24 protein-coding genes are annotated in these 21,361 nt (G+C 64.4%); 7 read left to right on the plus strand and 17 right to left on the minus strand.

Annotated elements, in window-relative coordinates; all coding sequences use genetic code 11:
* The first annotated feature begins 3 nt into the window (after positions 1–3).
* Positions 4–759 carry a DUF1223 domain-containing protein gene (locus FHR70_RS21100; protein ID WP_183453933.1) on the plus strand — a complete coding sequence of 252 codons (756 nt, stop codon included), beginning with the start codon at positions 4–6 and terminating at the stop codon, positions 757–759.
* A 46-nt stretch (positions 760–805) separates the two neighbouring features.
* Here FHR70_RS21100 and FHR70_RS21105 read toward each other — a convergent pair whose 3' ends face one another.
* Genes FHR70_RS21105 through FHR70_RS21115 form a run of 3 tightly spaced genes read right to left on the minus strand, consistent with a single transcriptional unit; the run spans position 806 to position 2,828 of the window.
* Complete coding sequence (locus FHR70_RS21105; protein ID WP_183453935.1) at positions 806–1,417, minus strand: TPM domain-containing protein; 612 nt, start codon at positions 1,415–1,417, stop codon at positions 806–808.
* Positions 1,418–2,218: a TPM domain-containing protein gene (locus FHR70_RS21110; protein WP_183453937.1), complete on the minus strand. Its 801-nt coding sequence runs from the start codon at positions 2,216–2,218 to the stop codon at positions 1,418–1,420.
* Between the two features lie 4 nt (positions 2,219–2,222).
* The gene (locus FHR70_RS21115) at positions 2,223–2,828 is read right to left on the minus strand and encodes a LemA family protein (RefSeq protein WP_183453939.1); all 606 of its coding nucleotides are present in this window, start codon (positions 2,826–2,828) and stop codon (positions 2,223–2,225) included.
* Positions 2,829–2,975: 147 nt separating this feature from the next.
* Between FHR70_RS21115 and FHR70_RS21120 the strand changes: the two genes are divergently transcribed.
* Positions 2,976–3,614 (plus strand): LysE family translocator, encoded by a 639-nt coding sequence (locus FHR70_RS21120; RefSeq protein WP_183453941.1) that lies wholly within the window; start codon positions 2,976–2,978, stop codon positions 3,612–3,614.
* Here FHR70_RS21120 and FHR70_RS21125 read toward each other — a convergent pair.
* Positions 3,589–4,083 (minus strand): hypothetical protein, encoded by a 495-nt coding sequence (locus FHR70_RS21125; RefSeq protein WP_183453943.1) that lies wholly within the window; start codon positions 4,081–4,083, stop codon positions 3,589–3,591. The two genes, FHR70_RS21120 and FHR70_RS21125, sit on opposite strands and share 26 nt — an antisense overlap.
* A gap of 109 nt (positions 4,084–4,192) precedes the next feature.
* Here FHR70_RS21125 and FHR70_RS21130 point away from each other — a divergent pair, with 109 nt between their 5' ends.
* Entirely contained in the window at positions 4,193–4,723 is a 531-nt protein-coding gene (locus tag FHR70_RS21130; protein ID WP_183453945.1) for a DUF421 domain-containing protein, read from the plus strand.
* Positions 4,724–4,759: 36 nt separating this feature from the next.
* Here FHR70_RS21130 and rlmN read toward each other — a convergent pair whose 3' ends face one another.
* From rlmN to FHR70_RS21145, 3 genes are all read right to left on the minus strand, one after another.
* Positions 4,760–6,073 (minus strand): dual-specificity RNA methyltransferase RlmN, encoded by a 1,314-nt coding sequence (rlmN, locus tag FHR70_RS21135; protein ID WP_210277729.1) that lies wholly within the window; start codon positions 6,071–6,073, stop codon positions 4,760–4,762.
* 140 nt (positions 6,074–6,213) lie between these two features.
* Complete coding sequence (locus FHR70_RS21140) at positions 6,214–6,939, minus strand: hypothetical protein (protein WP_183453947.1); 726 nt, start codon at positions 6,937–6,939, stop codon at positions 6,214–6,216.
* Positions 6,940–7,248: 309 nt separating this feature from the next.
* Entirely contained in the window at positions 7,249–7,629 is a 381-nt protein-coding gene (locus FHR70_RS21145; RefSeq protein ID WP_183453949.1) for a YkvA family protein, read from the minus strand.
* An 80-nt stretch (positions 7,630–7,709) separates the two neighbouring features.
* On the opposite strand from FHR70_RS21145, the gene FHR70_RS21150 reads away from it, so the two are divergent.
* Complete coding sequence (locus FHR70_RS21150) at positions 7,710–8,495, plus strand: SDR family NAD(P)-dependent oxidoreductase (protein ID WP_183453951.1); 786 nt, start codon at positions 7,710–7,712, stop codon at positions 8,493–8,495.
* Positions 8,496–8,552: 57 nt separating this feature from the next.
* On the opposite strand, the gene FHR70_RS21155 is transcribed toward FHR70_RS21150, so the two are convergent.
* From FHR70_RS21155 to FHR70_RS21190, 8 genes are all read right to left on the minus strand, one after another.
* Positions 8,553–9,479, minus strand: a complete 927-nt coding sequence (locus tag FHR70_RS21155) for a calcium-binding protein (protein WP_183453953.1) — start codon at positions 9,477–9,479, stop codon at positions 8,553–8,555.
* 270 nt (positions 9,480–9,749) lie between these two features.
* Positions 9,750–10,154 carry a GFA family protein gene (locus tag FHR70_RS21160; RefSeq protein ID WP_183453955.1) on the minus strand — a complete coding sequence of 135 codons (405 nt, stop codon included), beginning with the start codon at positions 10,152–10,154 and terminating at the stop codon, positions 9,750–9,752.
* 3 nt (positions 10,155–10,157) lie between these two features.
* Complete coding sequence (locus FHR70_RS21165) at positions 10,158–10,460, minus strand: 4a-hydroxytetrahydrobiopterin dehydratase (protein ID WP_183453956.1); 303 nt, start codon at positions 10,458–10,460, stop codon at positions 10,158–10,160.
* 202 nt (positions 10,461–10,662) lie between these two features.
* Complete coding sequence (locus FHR70_RS21170; protein WP_183453958.1) at positions 10,663–11,679, minus strand: YeiH family protein; 1,017 nt, start codon at positions 11,677–11,679, stop codon at positions 10,663–10,665.
* Positions 11,680–11,815: 136 nt separating this feature from the next.
* On the minus strand, positions 11,816–12,406 hold the full coding sequence (locus FHR70_RS21175) for a histidine phosphatase family protein (protein WP_183453960.1): 591 nt from the start codon (positions 12,404–12,406) through the stop codon (positions 11,816–11,818).
* Between the two features lie 38 nt (positions 12,407–12,444).
* Entirely contained in the window at positions 12,445–12,981 is a 537-nt protein-coding gene (gene thpR / locus FHR70_RS21180) for an RNA 2',3'-cyclic phosphodiesterase (RefSeq protein ID WP_183453962.1), read from the minus strand.
* A 181-nt stretch (positions 12,982–13,162) separates the two neighbouring features.
* Positions 13,163–14,206, minus strand: coding sequence for an NADP(H)-dependent aldo-keto reductase (locus tag FHR70_RS21185; RefSeq protein WP_183453964.1), 1,044 nt, complete (start codon positions 14,204–14,206; stop codon positions 13,163–13,165).
* A gap of 65 nt (positions 14,207–14,271) precedes the next feature.
* Positions 14,272–14,934, minus strand: a complete 663-nt coding sequence (locus FHR70_RS21190; RefSeq protein ID WP_183453967.1) for an arylesterase — start codon at positions 14,932–14,934, stop codon at positions 14,272–14,274.
* A 72-nt stretch (positions 14,935–15,006) separates the two neighbouring features.
* Between FHR70_RS21190 and FHR70_RS21195 the strand changes: the two genes are divergently transcribed.
* The 3 genes from FHR70_RS21195 (at position 15,007) to FHR70_RS21205 (ending at position 19,307) form a co-directional block, all read left to right on the plus strand.
* Entirely contained in the window at positions 15,007–15,699 is a 693-nt protein-coding gene (locus FHR70_RS21195) for an ABC transporter ATP-binding protein (RefSeq protein WP_183453969.1), read from the plus strand.
* Between the two features lie 10 nt (positions 15,700–15,709).
* The gene (locus tag FHR70_RS21200) at positions 15,710–18,295 is read left to right on the plus strand and encodes an ABC transporter permease (RefSeq protein WP_183453971.1); all 2,586 of its coding nucleotides are present in this window, start codon (positions 15,710–15,712) and stop codon (positions 18,293–18,295) included.
* A 229-nt stretch (positions 18,296–18,524) separates the two neighbouring features.
* The gene (locus FHR70_RS21205) at positions 18,525–19,307 is read left to right on the plus strand and encodes a Bax inhibitor-1/YccA family protein (protein ID WP_183453973.1); all 783 of its coding nucleotides are present in this window, start codon (positions 18,525–18,527) and stop codon (positions 19,305–19,307) included.
* Between the two features lie 66 nt (positions 19,308–19,373).
* On the opposite strand, the gene FHR70_RS21210 is transcribed toward FHR70_RS21205, so the two are convergent.
* Positions 19,374–19,700 (minus strand): GYD domain-containing protein, encoded by a 327-nt coding sequence (locus tag FHR70_RS21210; protein WP_183453975.1) that lies wholly within the window; start codon positions 19,698–19,700, stop codon positions 19,374–19,376.
* Positions 19,701–19,741: 41 nt separating this feature from the next.
* Positions 19,742–21,292 carry an MFS transporter gene (locus FHR70_RS21215; RefSeq protein WP_246408385.1) on the minus strand — a complete coding sequence of 517 codons (1,551 nt, stop codon included), beginning with the start codon at positions 21,290–21,292 and terminating at the stop codon, positions 19,742–19,744.
* Positions 21,293–21,361: the final 69 nt, after the last annotated feature.

Consider the following 21,361-nt stretch of genomic DNA (forward strand, 5'->3'; position numbering starts at 1 on the left):
TTCGTGTTCGATGGCGGCATCATGGTGTTCCGATTGAGATTGACGCTGGCGGCTCTTGGATTGGCCGCGTTCCTGCAGCCCGCTCTGGCAGAACCACCACGCGCGGTGGTCGAGCTCTTTACGAGCCAGGGCTGCTCCTCCTGCCCGCCGGCGGACGAGCTTCTGGTCGAATATTCCCGCCAGTCCGATATCGTCGCCCTGTCGCTGCCGGTGAATTACTGGGATTATCTCGGCTGGAAGGATACCCTTGCCCACGTGGCCTTCACCGAGCGCCAGAAGGCCTATGCCCATTCCCGCAACGACCGGCAGGTCTTCACGCCGCAGATGATCGTCAACGGCAAGAAATCCTCCATCGGGTCCGACCGGGCGCAGATCGAGAAGGCGATCCAGGTCACCACCAAGGGGCGCAGGACCCTGCCGGTGAACGTCGTCCTGAACGAACAGAACGGCACGGTCTCGATCGCCATCGAGGAGACCCCGGACACCACACAGCGGGAGGCCGAAATCTGGATCCTGCCGGTGCTGAAATCCCAGACGGTGCCGATCGAACGCGGTGAGAACAAGGGCAAGACGATCACCTACGCGAATGTGGTGCGCGGCCTGAACCGGGTCGGCGAGTGGCGCGGCGGTTCCGCTCGCTTCCAGGTGCCGCTCGACATGGCCCGCCAGGGCGGCGACACCTATGTGGTGCTCCTCCAAGGCACGGACGCGGCCCGGCCCGGTCTTATCCTTGGCGCGGCGAAGGGGCCGGGTCTGTAGCATCGGCCCCAAAAGTGGAAGGCCCTTTTGGGATCCATCCGACGCTCTAATCCAGCAGAATGACCTTGTTGGGCAGCTCGTCCACGTCGTCGAGGCGGGGAGGGGCGTGCCGGGCCAGGATCGCGCCCGTGCGCCGGAGGGCCTGCTCCAGCCCCTCGATCATCCGGCCGTTGCGGATCGCTGCCGTCAGGTCCGCGACGATGCCGGCCCAGATCCCCGGATCGACGCGGTCCGCCACGCCTGTATCGGCCAGAATCTCCGCATGGCGCTCGGCAAGGGCCAGATAGATCAGCACGCCGGTCTTCCCCCGCGTGCGGGTCATTCCACGCCGCAGGAACTCGCGCGAGGCCGCCTCATGGGCCTGGTTATGCTTGAGGGAGCGCGGCACCAGGGCAAAGCGCAGCTTCGGCCAGGAGAGGACGAGGCTTAAAGTGAGCGCCACCGCGAGCTGGATCAGGAAGATGCGCGAGGTGCCGATGCCGGTCAGCCAGATCAGCGGCCAGGGCGTGACGAGCGCCGCGAGCATCGCCCAGAGCAGCGGGACGGCGCGGTAGTGCCCGGCCTGCTCGGCGATCACGAGAACGATCTCGCCGGAGGTCTCGTCCTCCACGTCCCCGATCACGCCGGCCAGTCGGGCCTGCTCCTTGGCTGAAATCATCTACCAGCTCCCCGAAGCGCCACCGCCGCCCGACGAGCCGCCTCCTCCCGAGAAGCCTCCCCCGCCGGACCATCCTCCACCACCGCCACCCGACCAGCCACCGCCGCCCCACCCGCCGGTGGTGACGATCCACGGACCATGGCGGCCTCGCCGGATCCCCTGCCTGCGGCCCGCGCCCATCAGGCGCGAGATCAGAAAGAACAGGATCAACAGGATGATAAAGGCGATAACGGGATCGATGGTGGTGGTGTTGTCCTCACGCACCTGGGCCCGGCGCTGCCATTCTTCCGCATCGCCCGTGAGGATCGACAGGATGGCATCGGCGCCCGCTTCGATGCCGCCCGCGAAATTGCCCTTCTGGAACTGGGGCGCGATGGCCGTGGTGATGATGACCTTCGAAAGGGCGTCGGTGAGGGCGCCCTCAAGCCCGTAGCCCACCTCGATGCGGACTTTCCGCTCCTGCGGCGCCACCAGGAGCAGGGCGCCGTTGTCCTTGTCCTTCTGGCCGATCTGCCAGTGCCGGAACAGGCGGTTGGCGTAATCCTCGATCTCATACCCCTCCAGCGAGCGCAGGGTCGCGACCACCACCTGGTCCGTGGTCTTGTCCTCATGCGCCTTGAGCTTCGCCTCCAGCGCCGCCCGCTCTTCGGGCTTCAGGAGGCCCGCTGCATCGACCACGCGGCCGGTCAGCGGTGGGAAAGTCTGAGCGAGGGCAGGGAGGGAGAAGAGGAGGAGCAGGGCGATGAGGAGCGCCGCCCGGCTCTCCCTCTCACGCAAGCGGAAAGACAACGCGCCTGACATACCGTCAGAATTTCACTGGCGGCGGGCGGTCCGATCCGGCAGTCGCGGCAAAGGTCTCCATGGGCTTGGCTTCGGGGTAGAGAATGCCGGCGATCCAGCGTCCGGGGATCGTGCGCAGCTCCGTGTTGTAGGCCTGCACGGATGAGATGTAGTCGCGCCGGGCAACGGCGATGCGATTCTCCGTGCCCTCCAGCTGCGACTGCAGGGCCAGGAAGTTGGCGTTGGATTTCAGCTCCGGATAGCGTTCGACGGTGGCGAGCAGCCGGCCCAGCGCCCCGGAGAGCTGGTTCTGCGCCTCCTGGAACTGACGGAATTTTTCGGGGTCCGTGACGGTGGAGGCATCGACCTGCACCTGCGTGGCGCGGGCGCGGGCTTCGGTCACCTGGGTCAGCACTTCGCGCTCCTGCTGGGCGAAGCCCTTTACCGTCTCGACGAGGTTGGGAATGAGATCGGCCCGGCGCTGATACTGGTTCTGTACCTCGCTCCAGGCTGCCTTGGCCTGCTCCTCCAGGGTCGGGACGTTGTTGATGCCGCAGGCCGACAATCCGAACGCCAGGATCAGGCCCATGAGGCCCAAGCGGATCCGGGCGGCTGAGAGCAATGCGGTCATGTCGGTCCTTTTCGCGATCTTCTGGGTTCTTCTTACCCCACCCGGATCAACACATGGAGCAGGGGCGGCGTTTCAACAAGCGGCTTTGGGGTGGCCGTGCACACCGGATTGAGGCATGATCTTGCCGTTTTCGCCCGGAATCGCCCCATGACCTTCCTGCCTGACACAAGCACTCTCCTCGCCTACACGGTGGCGGCGATCCTGCTTTTCATCACGCCGGGTCCCGACATGAGCCTGTTCCTGGCGAAGACCATGGCGGGCGGGCGCAAGGCCGGCATGGCCTCGATGCTGGGCGCAACGGCGGGATGCTGCATCCATACCTTGCTCGCGGCGTTGGGGCTTTCGGCCCTCCTGGCGGCTTCCGTGACCGCTTTCACCGTGCTGAAGATCGTCGGCGCGCTCTACCTGCTCTGGATGGCGTTCGATGCCGTGCGCCACGGTTCGGCTCTGAATGTGAAGGAGGAGACCCGGGCGGAGGTCTCGTTCTGGAAGACCTTCTTCATGGGAGTGGGCATCAATCTCACGAACCCCAAGGTGGTGCTGTTCTTCGTGACCTTCCTGCCGCAATTCGTGGACGCGAGCGATCCGCATGCGGCCGACAAGCTGCTGTTCCTCGGCCTCTACTTCGTCGCGCTGAACACCCCGATGGGCGCGCTCATGATCCTGGGCGCCGACAAGGTGATCTCGCTCCTGCGCGGCCACCCGAGGTTCATGCGCGGGATCGATTATTCCTTCGCCGGCCTGTTCTCGGTCTTCGCCGTCAAGATCCTGACGACGGCGCGGTAGGCTCGGACCGTCTCGGCTCGCGCCCGCCGATGATCGCCCAATAGACGAAACCGGCGACGGCGCCGGTAAGCCCCAGCACGAAGCTCACATGCAGCTCCTCTGGGCTGGCGATCCGCGCCTGTCCGCGCAGGATCCACGGCACCGCCGCCGTCAATATGCCGGTGGCGAGCATGTGCCAGAGAAGGCTGCGCATCCCCAGCACCTCGCTGACGATGGCGACCAGCAGCGGAGGGAAGATCAGCAGCGTGAACATGATCCGGCCGACGGCCAGGAACGCGTCCTCCACGATAGGGCCGGGATCCTCGGCCGCAAACACCGCATCGATCAGCGACCAGAAGCCGACGAAGAGCGTGTCGCCGGTCAGCAGCGCCATCACCGGATCGAACACCGAGGCGACGAGGAAGAACGTGCCGCTCGCACCGACGGCGATGAGGAGCGCGAAGGGAATGAGGATGAGCCAGCGGATCATGGGCCGTCTATAGCACGAGGCTTTCCGGAAAGCTTTCCCAAGCGTGGCCCGAGAATGGCCGTCTCCGTCCCGAGCCCTAGTTTCCAAGCTGAACCGCAAGGGAGGGGTCATGGACGTCGATTGGGCCGCCATGTTCGTGCCGGAGCATTCTCTTCTGGAGATCGTCGCCCGGGGCACGATCATGTACATCGTGCTGTTCACGATCCTGCGTTTCTTCATGAAACGGCAATCGGGCGTCATCGGGATCGCCGATCTGCTCGTCATCGTGCTCATCGCCGATGCGGCCCAGAACGCCATGGCGCACGAGTACAAGTCGATTCCCGAAGGCGTGCTCCTCGTTCTCACCATCGTATTCTGGAACTTCGCCATCGACTGGCTCGGCTACCACGTCCCCTTCATCCAGCGCTTCACCCGTCCGCCGCCGCTGCAGCTGATCAGGGATGGACAGTTTCTGCGCCGGAACATGCGCCAGGAGATGATCACGGTCGAGGAGCTCATGAGCCAGCTGCGCCAGCAGGGCATCGACGATCCGTCCGATGTGAAGAAGGCCTTCATCGAAGGCGACGGCCGGATCAGCATCATCCGCCATGACGGCGGAGAAACGGGCGGAAAGAACGACGACCCGCGCGCGGTGACATGAAAAGGCCGGCGAATCCGCCGGCCTCATCAGCAGGAGTTATTCCCCGATCCCCACCGCGTAGACGCCCTCGGCGCCGATGCCCTGTTCGGCCATCATGCGGGCGCGGGCCCGCAGCTTCTCGGTCTCGCTCTTGAGCTGGCCGCAGGCGGCCAGGATGTCGCGGCCGCGGGGGGTGCGCACGGGCGAGGCATAGCCGGCCCGGAATACGATCTCGGAGAAGCGCTCGATCCGTTCCCAGTCCGAGCACTCGTATTTGGAGCCGGGCCAGGGATTGAAGGGGATCAGGTTGATCTTCGCCGGAATGCCCTTCAGCAGCTGGACGAGCTTGCGGGCGTCGGCGTCCGAGTCGTTCACACCTTTCAGCATCACGTATTCGAAGGTGATGCGGCGCGCGTTCGACAGGCCGGGATAGGCCCGGCAGGCATCGAGCAGCTGCTTGATGTCGTATTTGCGGTTGATCGGCACCAGCTCGTCGCGCAGCTCGTCGCGCACGGCGTGGAGCGAAATCGCCAGCATGGTGTTGGCCTCGGCCCCGAGGCGCTCCATCTGCGGCACGACCCCGGAGGTGGAGACGGTGATGCGCCGGCGCGAGAGGGTCAGGCCCTCGCCGTCCGACATCACGTCGATGGCGGCGACCACATTGTCGGTGTTGTAGAGCGGCTCGCCCATGCCCATGAACACGATGTTGGACACGAAGCGTCCACCGTCACTGGGAACGAAGGCGCCTTCCGGCGGGGTTGCGCCGGGCCAGTCGCCGATGGAGTCGCGGGCGACGATGAGCTGAGCCACGATTTCGGCCGAGATCAGGTTGCGCACGAGGCGCTGGGTGCCTGTGTGGCAGAAGGAGCAGGTGAGCGTGCAGCCGACCTGGCTCGACACGCAGAGCGTGCCGCGGTCGACCTCCGGAATATACACGCACTCGATCTCCGCGCCCTTGTCGAGGGGGCCGGTAGAGGCCATGCGGATCAGCCACTTGCGGGTACCGTCCTTCGAGACCTGCTCGGAGACCACCTGCGGACGGGCGAGCGTATAGGCGGCTGCCAGCTTCGTGCGCAGCTCCTTGCCCATATTGGTCATCTCGGCGAAATCCCTGGCGCCGCGGAAATAGATCCAGTGCCAGAGCTGGGCCACACGCATCTTGAGCTCGCGCTCCGGCACGCCGATCTGGCTAAGCGAGTCCTTCAGCTGGTCGCGGGTGAGGCCGACGAGCGAGGCGCCGCCGGGGGCAGCTCCCGCCGCGACGGTCAGTTCCGCGGTCTTTTCGATGAACCCGGCCGCGCGCGCGGCATCGCTCACGGCAACAGGAGCCGCATTGGGGTTGCGCTTGGCGATGTCGAGCACCGTCGCCATAGGAGATCATGCCTTCGTTGTTGGGAGTTCGGCGGTCTTATAACACGATTGCGCCGGAAAAGTGAGCGTCGAAACGCAAAATCCGGGCCTCAGGCCCGGAGATGCTCATAGAAGGATCGATTTTCAACCGTGCAAGGGCCTTACGAGGCACATTCCTTACGGGCGTGCTCCAAGGCCTTGGTGAAGCCGTTGAGGGAATAGCGGTCGGTCAGGTTCGAGCCGCGGGCCGACTGCGTCTTCACCGTCATGGTGCCGCTCTTCGCCATGGTGGCGATGGCCTGGCCTTCCTCGGCCGGGTTCTTCAACCAGGCGTTGGTGGCCTTGGCCACGAGGGCGTAGGACGTGTTACCCACGGAGACTTCGGCTGGGCCGTTCTCCTTAGCCGTGAAGCCGAACTCGAACGCCACTTCGTTCTTCACGTTCTCAGCCGGCCGGAAGGAGACGAAGAGATAGGCCGGATCGCGGCTGACGCCCTTGGGCGTCCAGTCCTTCGGGCGGCTCAGCGCATAGCAGATCTTCGAGCGGCCGCTCTGGGCCATGTAGACCTCCCAGTCGCCATAGGAGGTGACAAGCGAACCGCCGGGACTTGCGGCCCGGGCCGGCTTGGCCGCGGTGGCGGCCGCCGCCGCTCCGGCCGCTGCCGCTGCGGCAGGCTTGGCGGGCGTCGACTTGGCCGGTGTCGTTTTGGCGGGAGACGGCTTGGCCGCGCTGGCTGCCGGCTTGGCGGCAGGCTTAGCCGGAGCAGAACGGGTCGAAGGCTGCGTCGAACGCTGGGCCTGAGCCAGGGCTGCAGGTCCGGTGCCGATGACGACGAGGGCGGAAAGGATGCCCGCGGCGATGCCGCGCTGGAAAGATGCAGGAATCATGGGGCGGACCATAAAGGCGGATGGTTAAGAACTTTTCACCATCTCCGTTAGGACGGTGCCGGGACATTGGCGATGCGTCGAAACGTGGCGGTTGCTTCAAGAATGTCTGTTCCGGCTGAACCGCAGCCCAATAAAAAGGGCCGCCTGAGCGACCCGTTCAGTAATCTTCAAAGCTTGTTCGTTTTTGAAATGCCGGAGGAGTTGAAATCACTTTCTTGCTAACGGGAATCACTTATATCGACATGCAGTAACATTGCAATAAGTATATATTCTCTTTCGGCTTCGCGGCACAGCACTGTCGCTGAGCTTTCACTCCTGCGTCTCGGCCAAGGTCTTTCTCGCCTTCTCCCTGTGCTCTTCCGTGATTGAGCCGGCGACCTGCGTGATGGCTGCGGCGAGCACGGCGGCATCGTCGGCGAAGCCGATCAGGGGCAGAAGGTCCGTGATCGCGTCGGTCGGGAATACGAAATACGCGATGGCGCCCAGGAGAATCAGCTTCACGCGGCTGGGGGTCGACGGGTCGGTGGCGCAGTAGAAGGCGGCCACGAGATCCTCCGCAAAGGGGATCTTGCCCGCGACGTGCTTGAACTTCTGCCAGAAGCGGCGCTTGAGGCCCTCCTCGTCGCGAGTCGCCTGGCGCATGGCCTCCATCTCGGCCTTGGAGAAAGGCTTCATGAAGGGTTCGCTCATCCGGTCTGTTCCTTCCATGGTCTGCGTTCCCGTTCCGTCGAGGATACCGTAAGACGTGTCCCGACACAGGGAGAAAAGCGATGAAGCTCGACAAATTGATGGCAGCCGTCGTCACCGGAGGCGCTTCGGGCCTCGGCGAGGCCACGGCCCGCATGCTTGCTGCCAGCGGCGCGAAGGTGGCCATTCTGGATATGAACGCCGAGCGCGGCGAGCAGGTTGCCAAGGAAATCGGCGCGGTCTTCTGCCGGGCCGACGTGACGGACGAGGCGTCCATCGATTCGGCGCTGGCTCAGGCCCGGGCCGCGAACGGCATCGAGCGCATCCTCGTCAACTGCGCTGGCATTGCGCCGGGCAAGCGCACGGTCTCGAAGAAGCGCGAGACCGGCGAGCTGATCCCGCACGATCTCGCGAGCTTCCGCCGCGCCGTCGAGATCAACCTGATCGGCACCTATGCGATGATCTCGAAATGCGCCGCCGCGATGGCGGGCCTCGATCCCGTGACGCCGGACGGCGGGCGCGGCGTCATCGTCAACACCTCGTCGGTGGCGGCTCAGGACGGGCAGATCGGGCAGGCGGCCTATTCCGCCTCCAAGGGCGGCGTGCTGGGCCTGACGCTTCCCGTCGCGCGCGATCTCTCGGGCTTCGGCATCCGGGTGATGACCATCATGCCGGGCCTGTTCCACACGCCGCTCTTTGAAGGCATTGCCGAGGATTACCGCAAGGCCCTGGAAGCCAACGTGCCGTTCCCGTCGCGTCTCGGCCGCCCCGAGGAATATGCGAATCTCGTCAAGGCGATCATCGAGAACGACATGCTCAACGGCGAAGGCATCCGCCTCGACGGGGCGCTGCGCATGCAGCCGAAGTAAGTCAGCATTCATAGGCAGGCTGTCGTTGTGACAGCCCGCCCGCTCCAGCGGTGGTGACTATAGCACGAAGTCAGCATGAGTCAGGTTGAGGCCCTTGCCGAGCTTCGCCACTTGGATGGCGGCCTGGGCTCCCGTGCCATCGGCATCGAAATAGAGCTTCCCGTTGTCCACATTGTAGAAGATGCGGGTGTCCGCATCGCGGGCCAGGGCTCCGATGTGAAAAGCCTTTTCGGCCAGGAAGCCACCCTCTTTGGAGCTGCTGAGGCCAGGCCCCAGCAAGCTGATCTTGTCCTGCCCTGCCGCGAAGTCAGTGATGGTATCGATGTTGCTGCGGCTCTTCGCCGACTTGAGAGCGAAGGCGAAGGTGTCACTGCCGCTGCCACCGGTGAGACGATCGTTGCCAAGCCCACCCGTCAGCAGGTCGTCGCCATCGCCGCCGTTGAGCAGGTCGTTGCCGATGCCACCATCCAGCACGTCGTTGCCGGCCCGGCCCCAGAGCGTATCGCGGCCTGCGTCACCGAAGAAGCTGTTGTCGACATCGTTGCCTTTGAGCGTATCGGCCTTGAGAGTGCCGATCAGGTTCTCGATCGACACGAAGGTCTTCGTGCCGACGCGCGTGTTCTGAGCGCCGGTGAGGGCGAAGTCCACCCGGGCGCCGCTTCGAGGCATCCACATGACTGTATCGGTCGACAAAGCGGCCGTATCGATGCCCTCGCCGCCATCGAGCAGGTCGTTGCCAGGACCGCCGATGAGCGTGTCGTTACCGGCGCCTCCATAGAGTTTGTCGTGACCGTCGGCTCCGCCGCGATTGCCGAGACCGAAGAGAAGGTCGTTGTTTGCGCCGCCATTGATGGTGTCGTCACCGCGGGTTGCAAACAGCACGTCCTTTCCGTCAGTGCCGTCCATGACGATGCTGAATTTCTCGGGTTCCGGCGGTGTTTGAGTCGGCTTTATCTTCTTGGGTGTGAGGATCGATTTTGCCATTGGATTGCTCATAACTTCATAAAGCATTGCATAATTAGCAACAAAGTTACATTAAATGATGATAGTGGGATTCAGTCAAGTTGAAATTGCAGAAAATGTTCTTTAATATTGTAACAACACAGAAAAGAGAGTAAATTTTGGAATATAATCGTATTAATTACTCTCTAAATTTAATTACTCTCTAAATAGAGAGTGAGAAGCCAAGATATCTCAACAATTCAAGAAAATATTCTATTGATAGAGAGTATGATCTTTGAGTGACGATAGTCCTCAGGCAACCTTGCCCCGATGCTCAGTAAGGCTCCTGACATCCGAGATGCAGAGCCAGCGCTCGCGGCGCTTGGCACAGGCTTCATAGGTGGGCGTGAACAGGTTCGGCTCGTCGAAGGCGCCGAGCTTGATCTCGATCTCGTCGCCCGCATCCCGGTCGAACACCTGCGAGCCGCAGACGGGGCAGAAGCAGCGCTCGGATTCCGGCGTGGCAGACCAAGTCTTCGTTTCACCCGTGATCGTCACCTGATCGACAGGGTAGATCACGAACCCGTTGAAGGGCGCGCCGCTGATCTTGCGGCAGGTCATGCAATGGCACAGGCCAACGCGCTTCGGTTCGCCTTGAGTCTGGAACGTCAGCTGGCCGCAGGCGCAGCCGCCCGTCAGGATGCGGGGCTCAGCCATGGCCTACCTCTTCGTCAGCCCGGCGGCCATCTGGTCCATGCGCTGCGCGAGTTCGACATCGCGACGCGTGAGGCCCTTGGCATCATGGGACGCGAGGGTGACCTCGACCCGGTTGTAGGTGTTCGACCATTCGGGGTGGTGGTTCATCGCCTCGGCGGCGAGCGCCACGCGGGTCATCCAGCCGAAAGCCGCGCTGAAATCGTCGAAGACATAGCGCTTCGTGATCGCGTCGCGGCCTTCGACCATCGCCCAGCCGTCGAGGGCGGGCAGCAGTTCCTGGCGCTCAGAATCGGATAATCGGGGCATCGGCGGTCTCACCTTGAGAAAACATGTCTCCTAAAGCATCGAACCCAAAAGTGGATTTGCACTTTTGGGGTCCATCCGATGCTTCCTCCATGAATGAGAGCATCGTTCGGAGCGGAAAACCGGGGCCACTTTTCGCTAGCGCGGCCCGCTGGGTCCGCACGATGCTCTAGTGATGACGCCGCAACGCACAGTTTCAAGGGCATCACGCGATGCCGAGCAGCCGGATGAGCCCCAGGCTGATCGCGATCAGCACCAGAAGAGAAAGCGTCACGGCGAGCGTCACCCGCCCGCCGACCTTAGCCAGCACCTTGAGATCCACGCCAAGCCCCAGGGCCGCCATCGAGATGATTGTGAGAAGAGTTGCAGTCGGCATCACGACCTGCAGGAGCGCCTCGGGAATGGCACCGAGGGAGCGCAGCAGTGCGAGGCCTAGGAAGCCGATGATGAACCAAGGCACAAGCCGGCCAAAAGCAAGGCTTGGTTTCGCTCCTTCCGCCTGTCGGCCTACCACGACCGATAGCGCGATCACCACCGGACCCAGCATCAGCACACGCACGAGCTTCACGAGGGTGCCGAGCTGTGTGCTCACAAGGCCGACCGGCACCGTGGCGGCGAGCACCTGCGGCACGGCGTAAACGGTCAAGCCCGCCAGCACGCCGTACTGCGTCATCGACAGGCCGATGAGCGGCACCAGCACGGGCAGGGCGAGCACGACGATCACGCCCAGAATGGCCGTGAAGGCGATGGAGGAGGCCACATCCGCAGGTCTCGCGCCGATCACTGGCGCAACCGCCGCAATCGCCGAGTTGCCGCAGATCGCGTTGCCGCAAGCCACCAGCACCGCCATGCGCTTCGGCAGGCCGAGCACCCGCCCGATGGCATAGCCGGCGCCAAGGGCCAGGACCACCACGACGGCAATGCCCAGGATGAGGCCAAGGCCCGCATCGAGCACCGCCTGGAAGCTGATCGAAGCGCCAAGCAGCATCACGGCGATCTCGAGCAGGGTTTTGGCGGAAAACCCGATGCCGGGAGCCCAGCGCCTGTCAGGGCTCCATAGGGTTCGAACAATAGTGCCGAGCAGAATCGCGATGACGAGAGCCTCAAGCCAGGGCCGGCCGGTCCAATGCTCCTCGATCCACTGGAGACCCATGGCGGCGAACGCAATCGCTGCGCAAAGGGCAACGCCCGGCGCCAGTTGCGCGATGCGGTTGGAGATCATGGGATCGGTTCAGTCCTGGTGTCGTGAGAGGGGCTATTCCCAAGACATGACGGATGCAAGTGTGAAAAGCGGCAGTGTCATCCTCAGGACAAGCCGAAGGCGAGCCCGGAATGACAATGGGGATTCTGGTGCACACTCAAACTGCGAACCCGTCCTCGATCGCGCGCCAGTCCTGCGTCAGCGTGAACGTGCTGCGATCGATGACGATGAAGCATCCGCCGCCGGGATGCTGCGGGCGGCTTTCCTGCCCGATCTCGACCTGCTGCAGATGAGCGGTGAGCAGGCAGCCGACGGCGCCGTGGGAGACGACTACGATGTCACCGGAGGTCTGGTCCTCCCGCAGGATTCTGCCGACGGCGGTCACGATCCGTGTCTGCGCGTCGATGGCGCGCTCCCAGCCGCGAATGCTCTCGTGCGGCCGCCCGAAGAATTCACGCACCACCGTCCAGAATTCCGGCGGGGCGATGAAGCCCGTGGACGAGCGGTCGTTCTCGCCGAGATCGTCGTGCGCTTTGTAGGAAAGTCCGAGCCGCTCGGCCACGATCGCGGCACCATCCGTGGCCTTGCGCTCCGTGCTGGCATGGACGGCCGTGACGTTGCGGTCTGCGAGCAGATCCACGAACCGCTCCATGCGGGCGCGCCCAATGGCGTTCAGAGGCCATTCGGGGATCGGTTGGCTTGGATCGATGACGACTTCCGGATGGGTGATGAAGATAAGAGACGCCATGAGCAGGCTGTAACAGGCCTGCATCAGGAGATCGAGGCCTAGCTTAAGGGATAAGCCGCCTCGATCACGTAGGGCCCACCGCCCACGGAGGCGCGGGACGAGTAGAGCACGAACCGGTCGGCCGTGAAGGTGAGCCTGGGAAAGTGGCCGCGGGTTGCGATGTAATCCGCCACATCGACAGGTGAGACGTGTTTCAGGCGCGCCAGGGTGATGTGCGGGGTGAACTTGCGCGTCTCAGGGTTCAGGCCGACCTGGCGTAGGAGGCGTTCCTGCTCCGCCTGCAGCTCGTTCAGCTCGCCGTTGCCGGAGGTTCGGGCGAAAACCGCCCGAGGCTTTCCCCCGCCGAAGCTGTCGAGCCCATCGATAGTGATGGTGACCGGAGCCCGTTGGCGCCTCTCGCCGAGAATCGACGTGACATCGTCGGCCATGCGCTCATCGATATCGCCGATGAAGCGCAGGGTCAGGTGGTAGTTCTCAGGGTCGATCCAGCGTGCACCGGGAAGCCCACCGCGAAAGCTCGACAACGCCAAGGCGATCTCGGGCGGAATCTCGATGCCGGTGAACAGGCGTGGCATGCGGCACCTCCCGAGGTTGCTGATGTCGATTCAGACGATTGGTGCGAGGGGTTTGTTCCGGATCCTCAGGTGTCATCCCCGGCGGTCCGTAGGACCGGGAAGGGGATCCACGATCATCCGCAGCGCTATGGATTCCCTTCCCCTCCGCTACGCTCCGGCCGGGAATGACACCGGGGTGTCGTCACGGACACGGATTGCAGTGCTCGACGTGGATGGCGTCGATGCGCTTCTCCAGTTCCGGCGTGATCGTGACGTCGATGGAGGCGATGTCCGTCTTCAGCTGCTCCATGGAGGTGGCGCCGATGATGTTGGACGTCACGAACGCGCGGGAGTTGACGAAGGCCAGTGCCATCTGGGCCGGGTCGAGGCCGAATTCCTTGGCCAGCGCGATGTACTTGCGGATCGCCGCCTCGGCGGTCGGGTTCTCGTAACGCTGGCCGCGCTCGAACAGGGTCGTGCGTGCGCCGGCCGGGCGTGCGCCGTCGAGATACTTGCCCGTGAGATAGCCTTGAGCCAACGGCGAATAGGCGAGCAGGCTCACGTTCTCATGCATCGTCACCTCGGCCAGAGCCACCTCATAGGTGCGGTTGAGGAGGTTGTAGGCGTTCTGAATCGACTGCACCCGCGCCAGTCCCTTGGCGTCCGCGTGCTTGAGGAAGGTCATGGTGCCCCAGGCACTCTCGTTGGAGAGGCCGAAATGACGGATCTTTCCTGCCTTCACCAGGTCGGTCATGATCTCGACCGTCTCGGCGATGGGATGGGAGGGGCCGTCCTGATGGCGGAAGATCGTCGGATTCGAGCCCCAGGGCATGGGCCGGTCGGGCCAGTGGATCTGGTAGAGGTCGATGTAGTCGGTCTGGAGCCGCTTGAGGCTCTTGTTCACCGCCTCCTCGATCTGCTTGCGCGACAGCTCCGCCTTGGAGCCGTCGTCGCGGAACCAAGTGTTGTCGGACCGCCCCACCACCTTTGAGGCGAGGATCACCTTGTCGCGGGTGCCGCGGGACTTGAACCAGGAGCCGATGATCCGCTCCGTCGAGCCTTGGGTCTCCGCGCGGGGCGGGATCGAATAGAGCTCGGCGGTGTCGAAGAAGTTGACGCCCTGGTCGAGGGCATAATCCATCTGCGCGTGACCATCGGTCTCCGTGTTCTGCTGGCCCCAGGTCATCGTGCCAAGGCAGATGAGGCTGACATTGAGGTCCGTGCGGCCGAGGCGGCGGTATTCCATAGGCATAAGCTCCTCACGACGGTAATCGCCGCCGCGTTCAGGCAGGAAGGGGGCGCCGACCGGGATCAGCGCTGGGCAAGACGGGCGAGAAAGCTCTCGACGGTGGGCAGGATGCGCTCGACGATGATCTCTACGCCCTTGGCCGTCGGGTGCAGGCCGTCGGGCAGGTTGAGGGACCGCTCGCCGGCGACTCCGTCCAGAAAGAACGGGTAGAGCACAAGGTCGTGCTTCTTCGCAATGTCCGGATACACGCTGTCGAACTTCTGCACGTAGTCCGGCCCGAGATTGCGCGAGGCATACATGCCGGCCAGCATGACTGGGATGTTGCGGCTTTTAAGCTGCTCGACGATGGCTTCCAGGTTTTTGCGGGCGAGCGCCGGGTCGAGCCCGCGCAGCATGTCATTGGCGCCGAGTTCCAGGATCACCCCATCGGTGCCGTCGGGAACCGACCAATCGAGCCGGTCGAGGCCGCCGGAGGTGGTATCGCCGGAGACGCCTGCATTGGCGACTTCCACCTTGTACCCCTTGGCCTTGAGCGCCCGCTCCAGCACCACCGGGAAGGCGGCCTCCTGCGGCAGGCCATAGCCTGCGCTCAGACTGTCGCCCAGGGCCACGAGGCGGATCGGCTGGCTCTGCGCCTGAGTGGCCGGAAGAGGGGCGATCATGGCGGCAAGCGCCGCCGCACACGCAAAAATGATCGTCATGAATGGGCCGGATTGGCGCTTCATCGATAGGCTTCCCATATCTGCCGGACTAGAACCGGGAAAATTTCAAGTTTCCAACAGATCGGGTGAACGGGCATGCAGGACAAGGCCATCGCGCTGCACGATGTCGATTTGAGCCTCGGGCGCGGGGCCGCGCGGGTGCATATCCTCAAGGGCATCTCCCTCGATATCCCCAAAGGCGAGGCGGTGGGGCTCGTCGGTCCTTCAGGCTCGGGCAAGTCGACCCTGCTCATGACCATGGCCGGCCTTGAGCGCCCCGATTCGGGAAAGGTCGTCGTCGACGGCACCGATTTGTCGGGCCTCGACGAGGATGCGCTGGCGCGGTTCCGGGGCCGGCGCATCGGCATCGTGTTCCAGTCCTTCCACCTCGTGCCCACCATGACGGCCCTGGAAAACGTGGCGCTGCCCCTGGAGCTTGCCGGGGAGGACGACGCTTTCGAGCGGGCTGAGGCCGAACTGCAGGCCGTAGGCCTTAGCCATCGTCTCCATCACTATCCGGCGCAGCTCTCGGGTGGCGAACAGCAGCGGGTGGCGATTGCCCGCGCCATCGTGCCTAATCCGGCCATCCTCGTGGCCGACGAGCCCACCGGCAACCTCGACGAGAACACGGGCGGGTCCATCGTCGATCTGCTCTTTGCCCTCAAGCGCGACCGCGGCGCCACCCTGGTTCTGGTGACCCACGATCTCAACCTCGCCCGCCTCTGCGACCGCATGGTGCGCCTGCGCTCTGGCCAGCTGGAGGCCGATGCCGCCTCCGCCGTGGCGTAAGGAAAAACCCATGCACGGCACCCTTCCGGCCACGCCGCAGAAGCGCTCTCCGTCGTCCCGCCTGCCGCTCCTGCTGCGCCTGGCGCTGCGCGAGCTGCGCGCAGGCCTCAAGGGCTTCGGCATCTTCCTCGCCTGCATTGCACTGGGCGTTGCGGCCATTGCCAGCGTCTCGTCCCTGTCCCGGTCGCTCACGGAGGGCATTTCCCGCGAGGGACGCCGCATTCTCGGCGGCGACATGGCCTTCTCTCTGATCCAGCGCGAAGCGGCCGGACCTGAGCGGGCGTTCCTTGAATCGAAGGGCCGGGTCAACGTGATTGCCACCATGCGGGCCATGGCGGTGGCGGGCGACAAGGGTTCCGGGCTCGTGGAGATGAAGGCGGTCGACGCCGGCTATCCCACGGTCGGCGACCTCGAAACCGATCCGCAGCTTCCCCCCGCCGAGCTCTTCGCCGAGCGGGGCGGCGCCTTCGGAGCGGCGGTGGATCCGGCGCTCCTCGCGCGGCTCGACCTCAAGGTGGGTGACCGGGTGACGGTGGGCGCCGCCAATGTGGAGCTGCGGGCGCGTCTCGTGTCCGAGCCCGACAAGATCGCCGACGGCATCGGCTTCGGACCGCGTCTCCTGCTCTCGCAGGAAACGCTTGCCGCCACCGGCCTCGTTCAGCCCGGCAGCCTCGTACGCTGGACCTACCGGCTCACCCTGCCGCCCGAGCAATCGACGGAAGAAGGCCTGAACCGGATCGAGGCCGAGGCCGGCCGCGTCCTGCCGGAGGCCGGCTGGAACATCCGCACGCGGCTCAACGCCGATCCGCGCTTTGCCCGCAACATCGAGCGCTTCACCCAATTCCTCACGCTGGTCGGCCTCACAGCTTTGCTCGTGGGCGGTGTCGGGGTCGCCAATGCGGTGCGCGGCTTCGTCGACCGCAAGCGCGCCTCCATCGCCACCCTCAAGAGCCTCGGTGCTCCCGGCGGTCAGGTGGTGATGCTCTACCTGACGCAGGTGATGCTGATCGCCATCGTGGGCATCGGCATCGGCCTCGCCTTCGGGGCGGCCCTGCCGTTCGTGATCACCGGACTGTTCGGCCATCTCCTGCCGATCCCGATCCAGCCGACGCTGGCCTGGAGCGAGCTCGGCATCGCGCTGCTCTATGGAGCGCTCACCGCGCTGGTCTTTGCCATCGCGCCCTTAGGGAGAGCCCATGACGTGCCGGTCTCCGGCCTGTTCCGCGACCAGATCGACCCGGAGCGGCGCTGGCCGCGCAAGCGCTATGTGACGGCGCTGGCGCTGTCCGTCGTGGCGCTCGTGGGCCTGTCGCTGCTGGCGGCGTACGACCGGCGGATTGCCCTGATGTTCGTGGGTGCGGCCGCCGGGTCGTTCCTGCTTCTGCGGCTCGTTGCCATGGGAATCATGGCACTCGCCCGCCGCCTGCCGCGCCCCCGCAGGACGGCACCGCGGCTCGCGCTCGCCAACATCCACCGGCCCGGTGCGCTCACGCCCTCCCTGGTGCTGTCGCTGGGGCTCGGGATCACGCTTCTGGTCACGCTGGCGCTCATCGACACCAACCTGACGCGCCAGTTGACGCAGAGCCTGCCGCAGCGGGCGCCGAGCTTCTTCTTCCTCGATATCCCGAACCAGCAGGCCGATGCCTTCGAGAGCTTCCTGAAGCAGCAGGCGTCCGACGCCCAGATCGAGCGCGTGCCGATGATGCGCGGTCGTCTCGTGACCCTGGGGGGGCGGCCCGTGGCCGAGATCAAGGCTGGCGAGGACATCGTCTGGGTGCTCTCGGGGGATCGCGGCATCACCTATGCCAAGGTGCCGCCGGAGGGCTCGAAGATCGTCCAGGGCGAATGGTGGCCGGAGGATTATCGCGGCAAGCCGCTGGTCTCCTTCGACCGGAAGATCGCCGAAGGCTTGGGCCTCAAGATCGGCGACGAGATCACCGTCAACGTGCTGGGGCGCAACATCAGCGCTACGATCTCCAACCTGCGCGAGGTGGAATGGCGTTCCATGGGCATCAACTTCGTCATGGTGTTCTCGCCCAACGCCTTCGCGGGAGCGCCGCACACGCATCTCGCCACCGTCACCTTCCCGAACGGCTCCGACGCGGCGCTCGATGCAAGAATCCTGCGCAGCTCCGCCCAGGCCTATCCCATGGTCACGAGCGTGCGGGTGAAGGATGCCCTGGAGGCCGTCAACGACGTGGTCTCGCAGCTCGTCATGGCGATTCGCGGCGCCAGCTCCATTGCGTTGATCGCAAGCCTTCTGGTGCTCGCAGGCGCGCTCGCCGCCGGCCACCGGGCGCGGCTCTACGATGCGGTGGTGCTGAAAACCTTAGGCGCCACCCGGACCCGGCTGCTCTCGGCCTATGCGCTCGAATACGGTCTCTTAGGCGCCGCAACCGCCGTATTCGGCCTGTTGGCAGGATCGCTCGCCGCCTATTTCATCGTCGACCGCGTCATGAACCTAAGCTTTACCTTAGATCTCTCGGGCGCCATCTTGGCTTCAGCCTTGGCCGTTCTGGTGAGCGTCGGATTAGGGCTGGCGGGAACCTGGCGTATCTTAAGTCAAAAACCGGCCCAGTATTTAAGAAATCTTTAAGCGGCGCGCAGCCGGTCGCGTTACAAAGGAGCGCGAAAAGCTTGATGAGGAGCAGCATCAACTCTGCTCTTCATTTTTCTTGGTTCACGAAGATTTGAAGCTTGACCTTGCCCCTTGCGGAAAAGGGGGCGTCCCCTCATATTTTGCATGTCGCCGACAAACGCGGCGGCCAAGGGCTGATTTCCAGCCCTTCGAGGGAACAACGGGATACCGCGAGGAAAGGACTTCGATGCAACCGTATGAGCAAAACCAAAACGCCTATGGCACCGGCTTTGCCCGGACGGCGGCTCAGGTCGATCAGGGCCTGCGCGCCTTCATGCTCGGCGTCTACAACAACATGGTCCTGGGCCTTGCCATCTCGGCCCTGGTCGCGCTCGGCATCAACATGCTGGCCACCACGAGCGATCCGTCGCAAGCGGTTGCCCGGATGGGTGGTGTCGGCCTAACCCAGTTCGGCGCGACCCTGTATGGCTCGCCCCTGATGTGGGTCGTGGCGCTGGCGCCTCTGGCCTTTATCTTCTTCTTCTCGTTCCGGATGGACCGGATGACGGCGGCCGCTGCCCGCGGCACCTTCTTCGCCTTTGCGGCGGTGATGGGTGCTTCGCTGTCGACGCTTCTCATCCGCTACACCGGCGCGAGCGTCGTCCAGGTGTTCTTCATCACGGCCGCGGCCTTCGGCTCGCTGTCGCTGTGGGGCTACACCACGAACCGCAGCCTGTCCGGCATGGGCTCGTTCCTGATCATGGGCCTCGTCGGCCTGATCCTGGCCTCGATCGTGAACATCTTCGTCGCGTCGAGCGCCCTGCAGTTCGGCATCTCGGTGATCGGCGTGCTGATCTTCGCGGGCCTCACGGCCTACGACACGCAGAAGCTGAAGGAGATGTACCTGTACGGCAACTTCGACTCCGAGGCTGCCGCCAAGGTCTCCGTGTTCGGCGCCCTGACGCTGTACCTGGACTTCATCAACATGTTCCAGTTCCTCCTGGCTCTCGTGGGCAACCGCAACGAGTAAGGACGAGCGGATCGTTTGATCACGAAGCCCCGGCCGAAAAGCCGGGGCTTTTGTTTTAGCGGAGCTCTAGGATCCTGGCGGGCGGTATTTGACCGACTTCGCCTTCCCGAGAGCTGACATCAATTCCTCGACGCTGAGGAGGACTGTCGTCTCGGTGGAACGGAGCGCGCCTCCTGCTCCGATGGCGAGCACGACCGCCGCCATCGACACGTTGTCCGGTGCCTCCCATAGATTCCAGCCATCGTGTTCGCCGAAGGCGTACCAGAATCCGTGCAGCTTTCCCCCGACCGACTCGATATACGAGCTCGCCGCCGCGCGTCGGTCCTCGGGGTTCTCGATCAGGCGCGCCCAGGTCTCGGGCGTGTAGCTGAAGCGTGTGAGATACATGGCCATGGCTCACCTCGTCCGTCAGAGTTTGGCCCCAGCAGACGCAGTTAACCCTCAAATGAAAGGGGTGGCGAGTCACTTGCACAACGATAGCCGAAATAGGCGCTCACCGCCGCCGCAGCGGCGCAGATCAGCGCGACCAAGCCGAACCCGCCGATCATGGCCGTGGCATAGATCTCTCTCACGCCATTGGACGGCGACACCGACATTGGCGGCGCGGTGCCGAAGGTCGCCTGCGTGAAGAGATCCGCCATCTCCGGGCTGGCCCAAGAGGCGGCGTACTGGAATCCCAAAGTGGCGACGACGCCGAGACCGGCGACGGCGATCAGGCCTGCGACGCGGGAGATCGCGTTGTTGATTCCCGAGGCCACGCCGATCCGGTCGTCGGGCGCGGCATTCATCACCGTGGTCGACAGGGGCGCGACCGTGATGCCCATCCCCAAGCCCATCAGGGCCATGACCGGCACGACTGCGAGCCAGTAGCCGCCATGGACGACGGCAGGGGCCAGAAGCGCGAAGCTTAAGGAAGTGATGAGCGGCCCAACCGTGAGGAGCATGCGGGTGCCGAACCGGTCGGTCATGACGCCGCCGAGGCGGGAGAGCACGGCCATGACGAGCGTAAACGGCAGGAACACAGAGCCTGCCCGCGCGGCGGAATAGCCATGGGCTTCGATCAGCACCGTGGGCAGGAAGAACAACGCCCCGCTGAGCGCGAAGTAGAGCAGCAGGGTCAGCGCATTGACGTTGGCGAAGGCGGGAACGCGGAACAGGTCGAGCGGCATCATCGGGGTGGCGCTGTGCCTTTCGTGAAGCACGAAGAGGACGAGGATCACGGCGCCGGTCATCGCCGGCAGGAGAGCGGTGCTCCGCTGAGCATCCCGTTCACCAAGCGCCGTCAGCCCATAGGCGAGGAGGCCGAGCCCCAGGACCGCAAGGACAGCGCCGAGCCAGTCCATGGTGGCATCTTCCAGGGTCGGGCTTTCCGGCACATGCCTCCAGCAGAGCCAGAGCGCCAGCACGGCCACCGGAACGTTGATCCAGAAGATCGCCTGCCATGGGCCGATATCGATCAACCATCCGCCGAGGATCGGCCCGAGCGCCGCCGCGATGGCGGACGCGGCCGCCCAGGTGCCGATGGCCTTGCCCCGGGCATCCGGCGGGAAATGGGCGCTGATGAGCGCCAAGGAGCCCGGCACCAGCAGGGCGCCGCTGACACCCTGACAAGCCCGGGCCACGATCAGCATCCCGGCGGACTGCGATAGGCCGCACCACAGGGATGTCAGGCCGAAGCAGGCGATGCCGATCATGAAGATTCGTCGCAGACCATAGGCATCGCCGGCCGCACCGCCGAGGAGCAGGAAGGCGGACAATGTCAACGCGTAGGCATTGGTGACCCATTGCATCTCGGCCAGCGACGCCTGCAGGCTCTCGCGCATCTGCGGGATCGCGACGGTCACAATGGCCCCGTCGGCAAACACCATGCTGGAGCCGAGGATCGCGCTCCAGACGACATAGTTCTGCGCACGGGATGTGACGGCCGGCTGCATTTCGCCTGGGCTGAGCTGGTTCACCCGCAACCCCTTCTCATGATGTTTCATGCTAATCCTGAGGAAGGAATAAAGACAGCCCTGGCGAGCCCGCGCCACTTCCAAGGCAACCTGAAAATG

The organism is Microvirga lupini (genome assembly GCF_014191055.1).
GTDB classification, from domain to species: Bacteria; Pseudomonadota; Alphaproteobacteria; order Rhizobiales; family Beijerinckiaceae; genus Microvirga; species Microvirga lupini_A.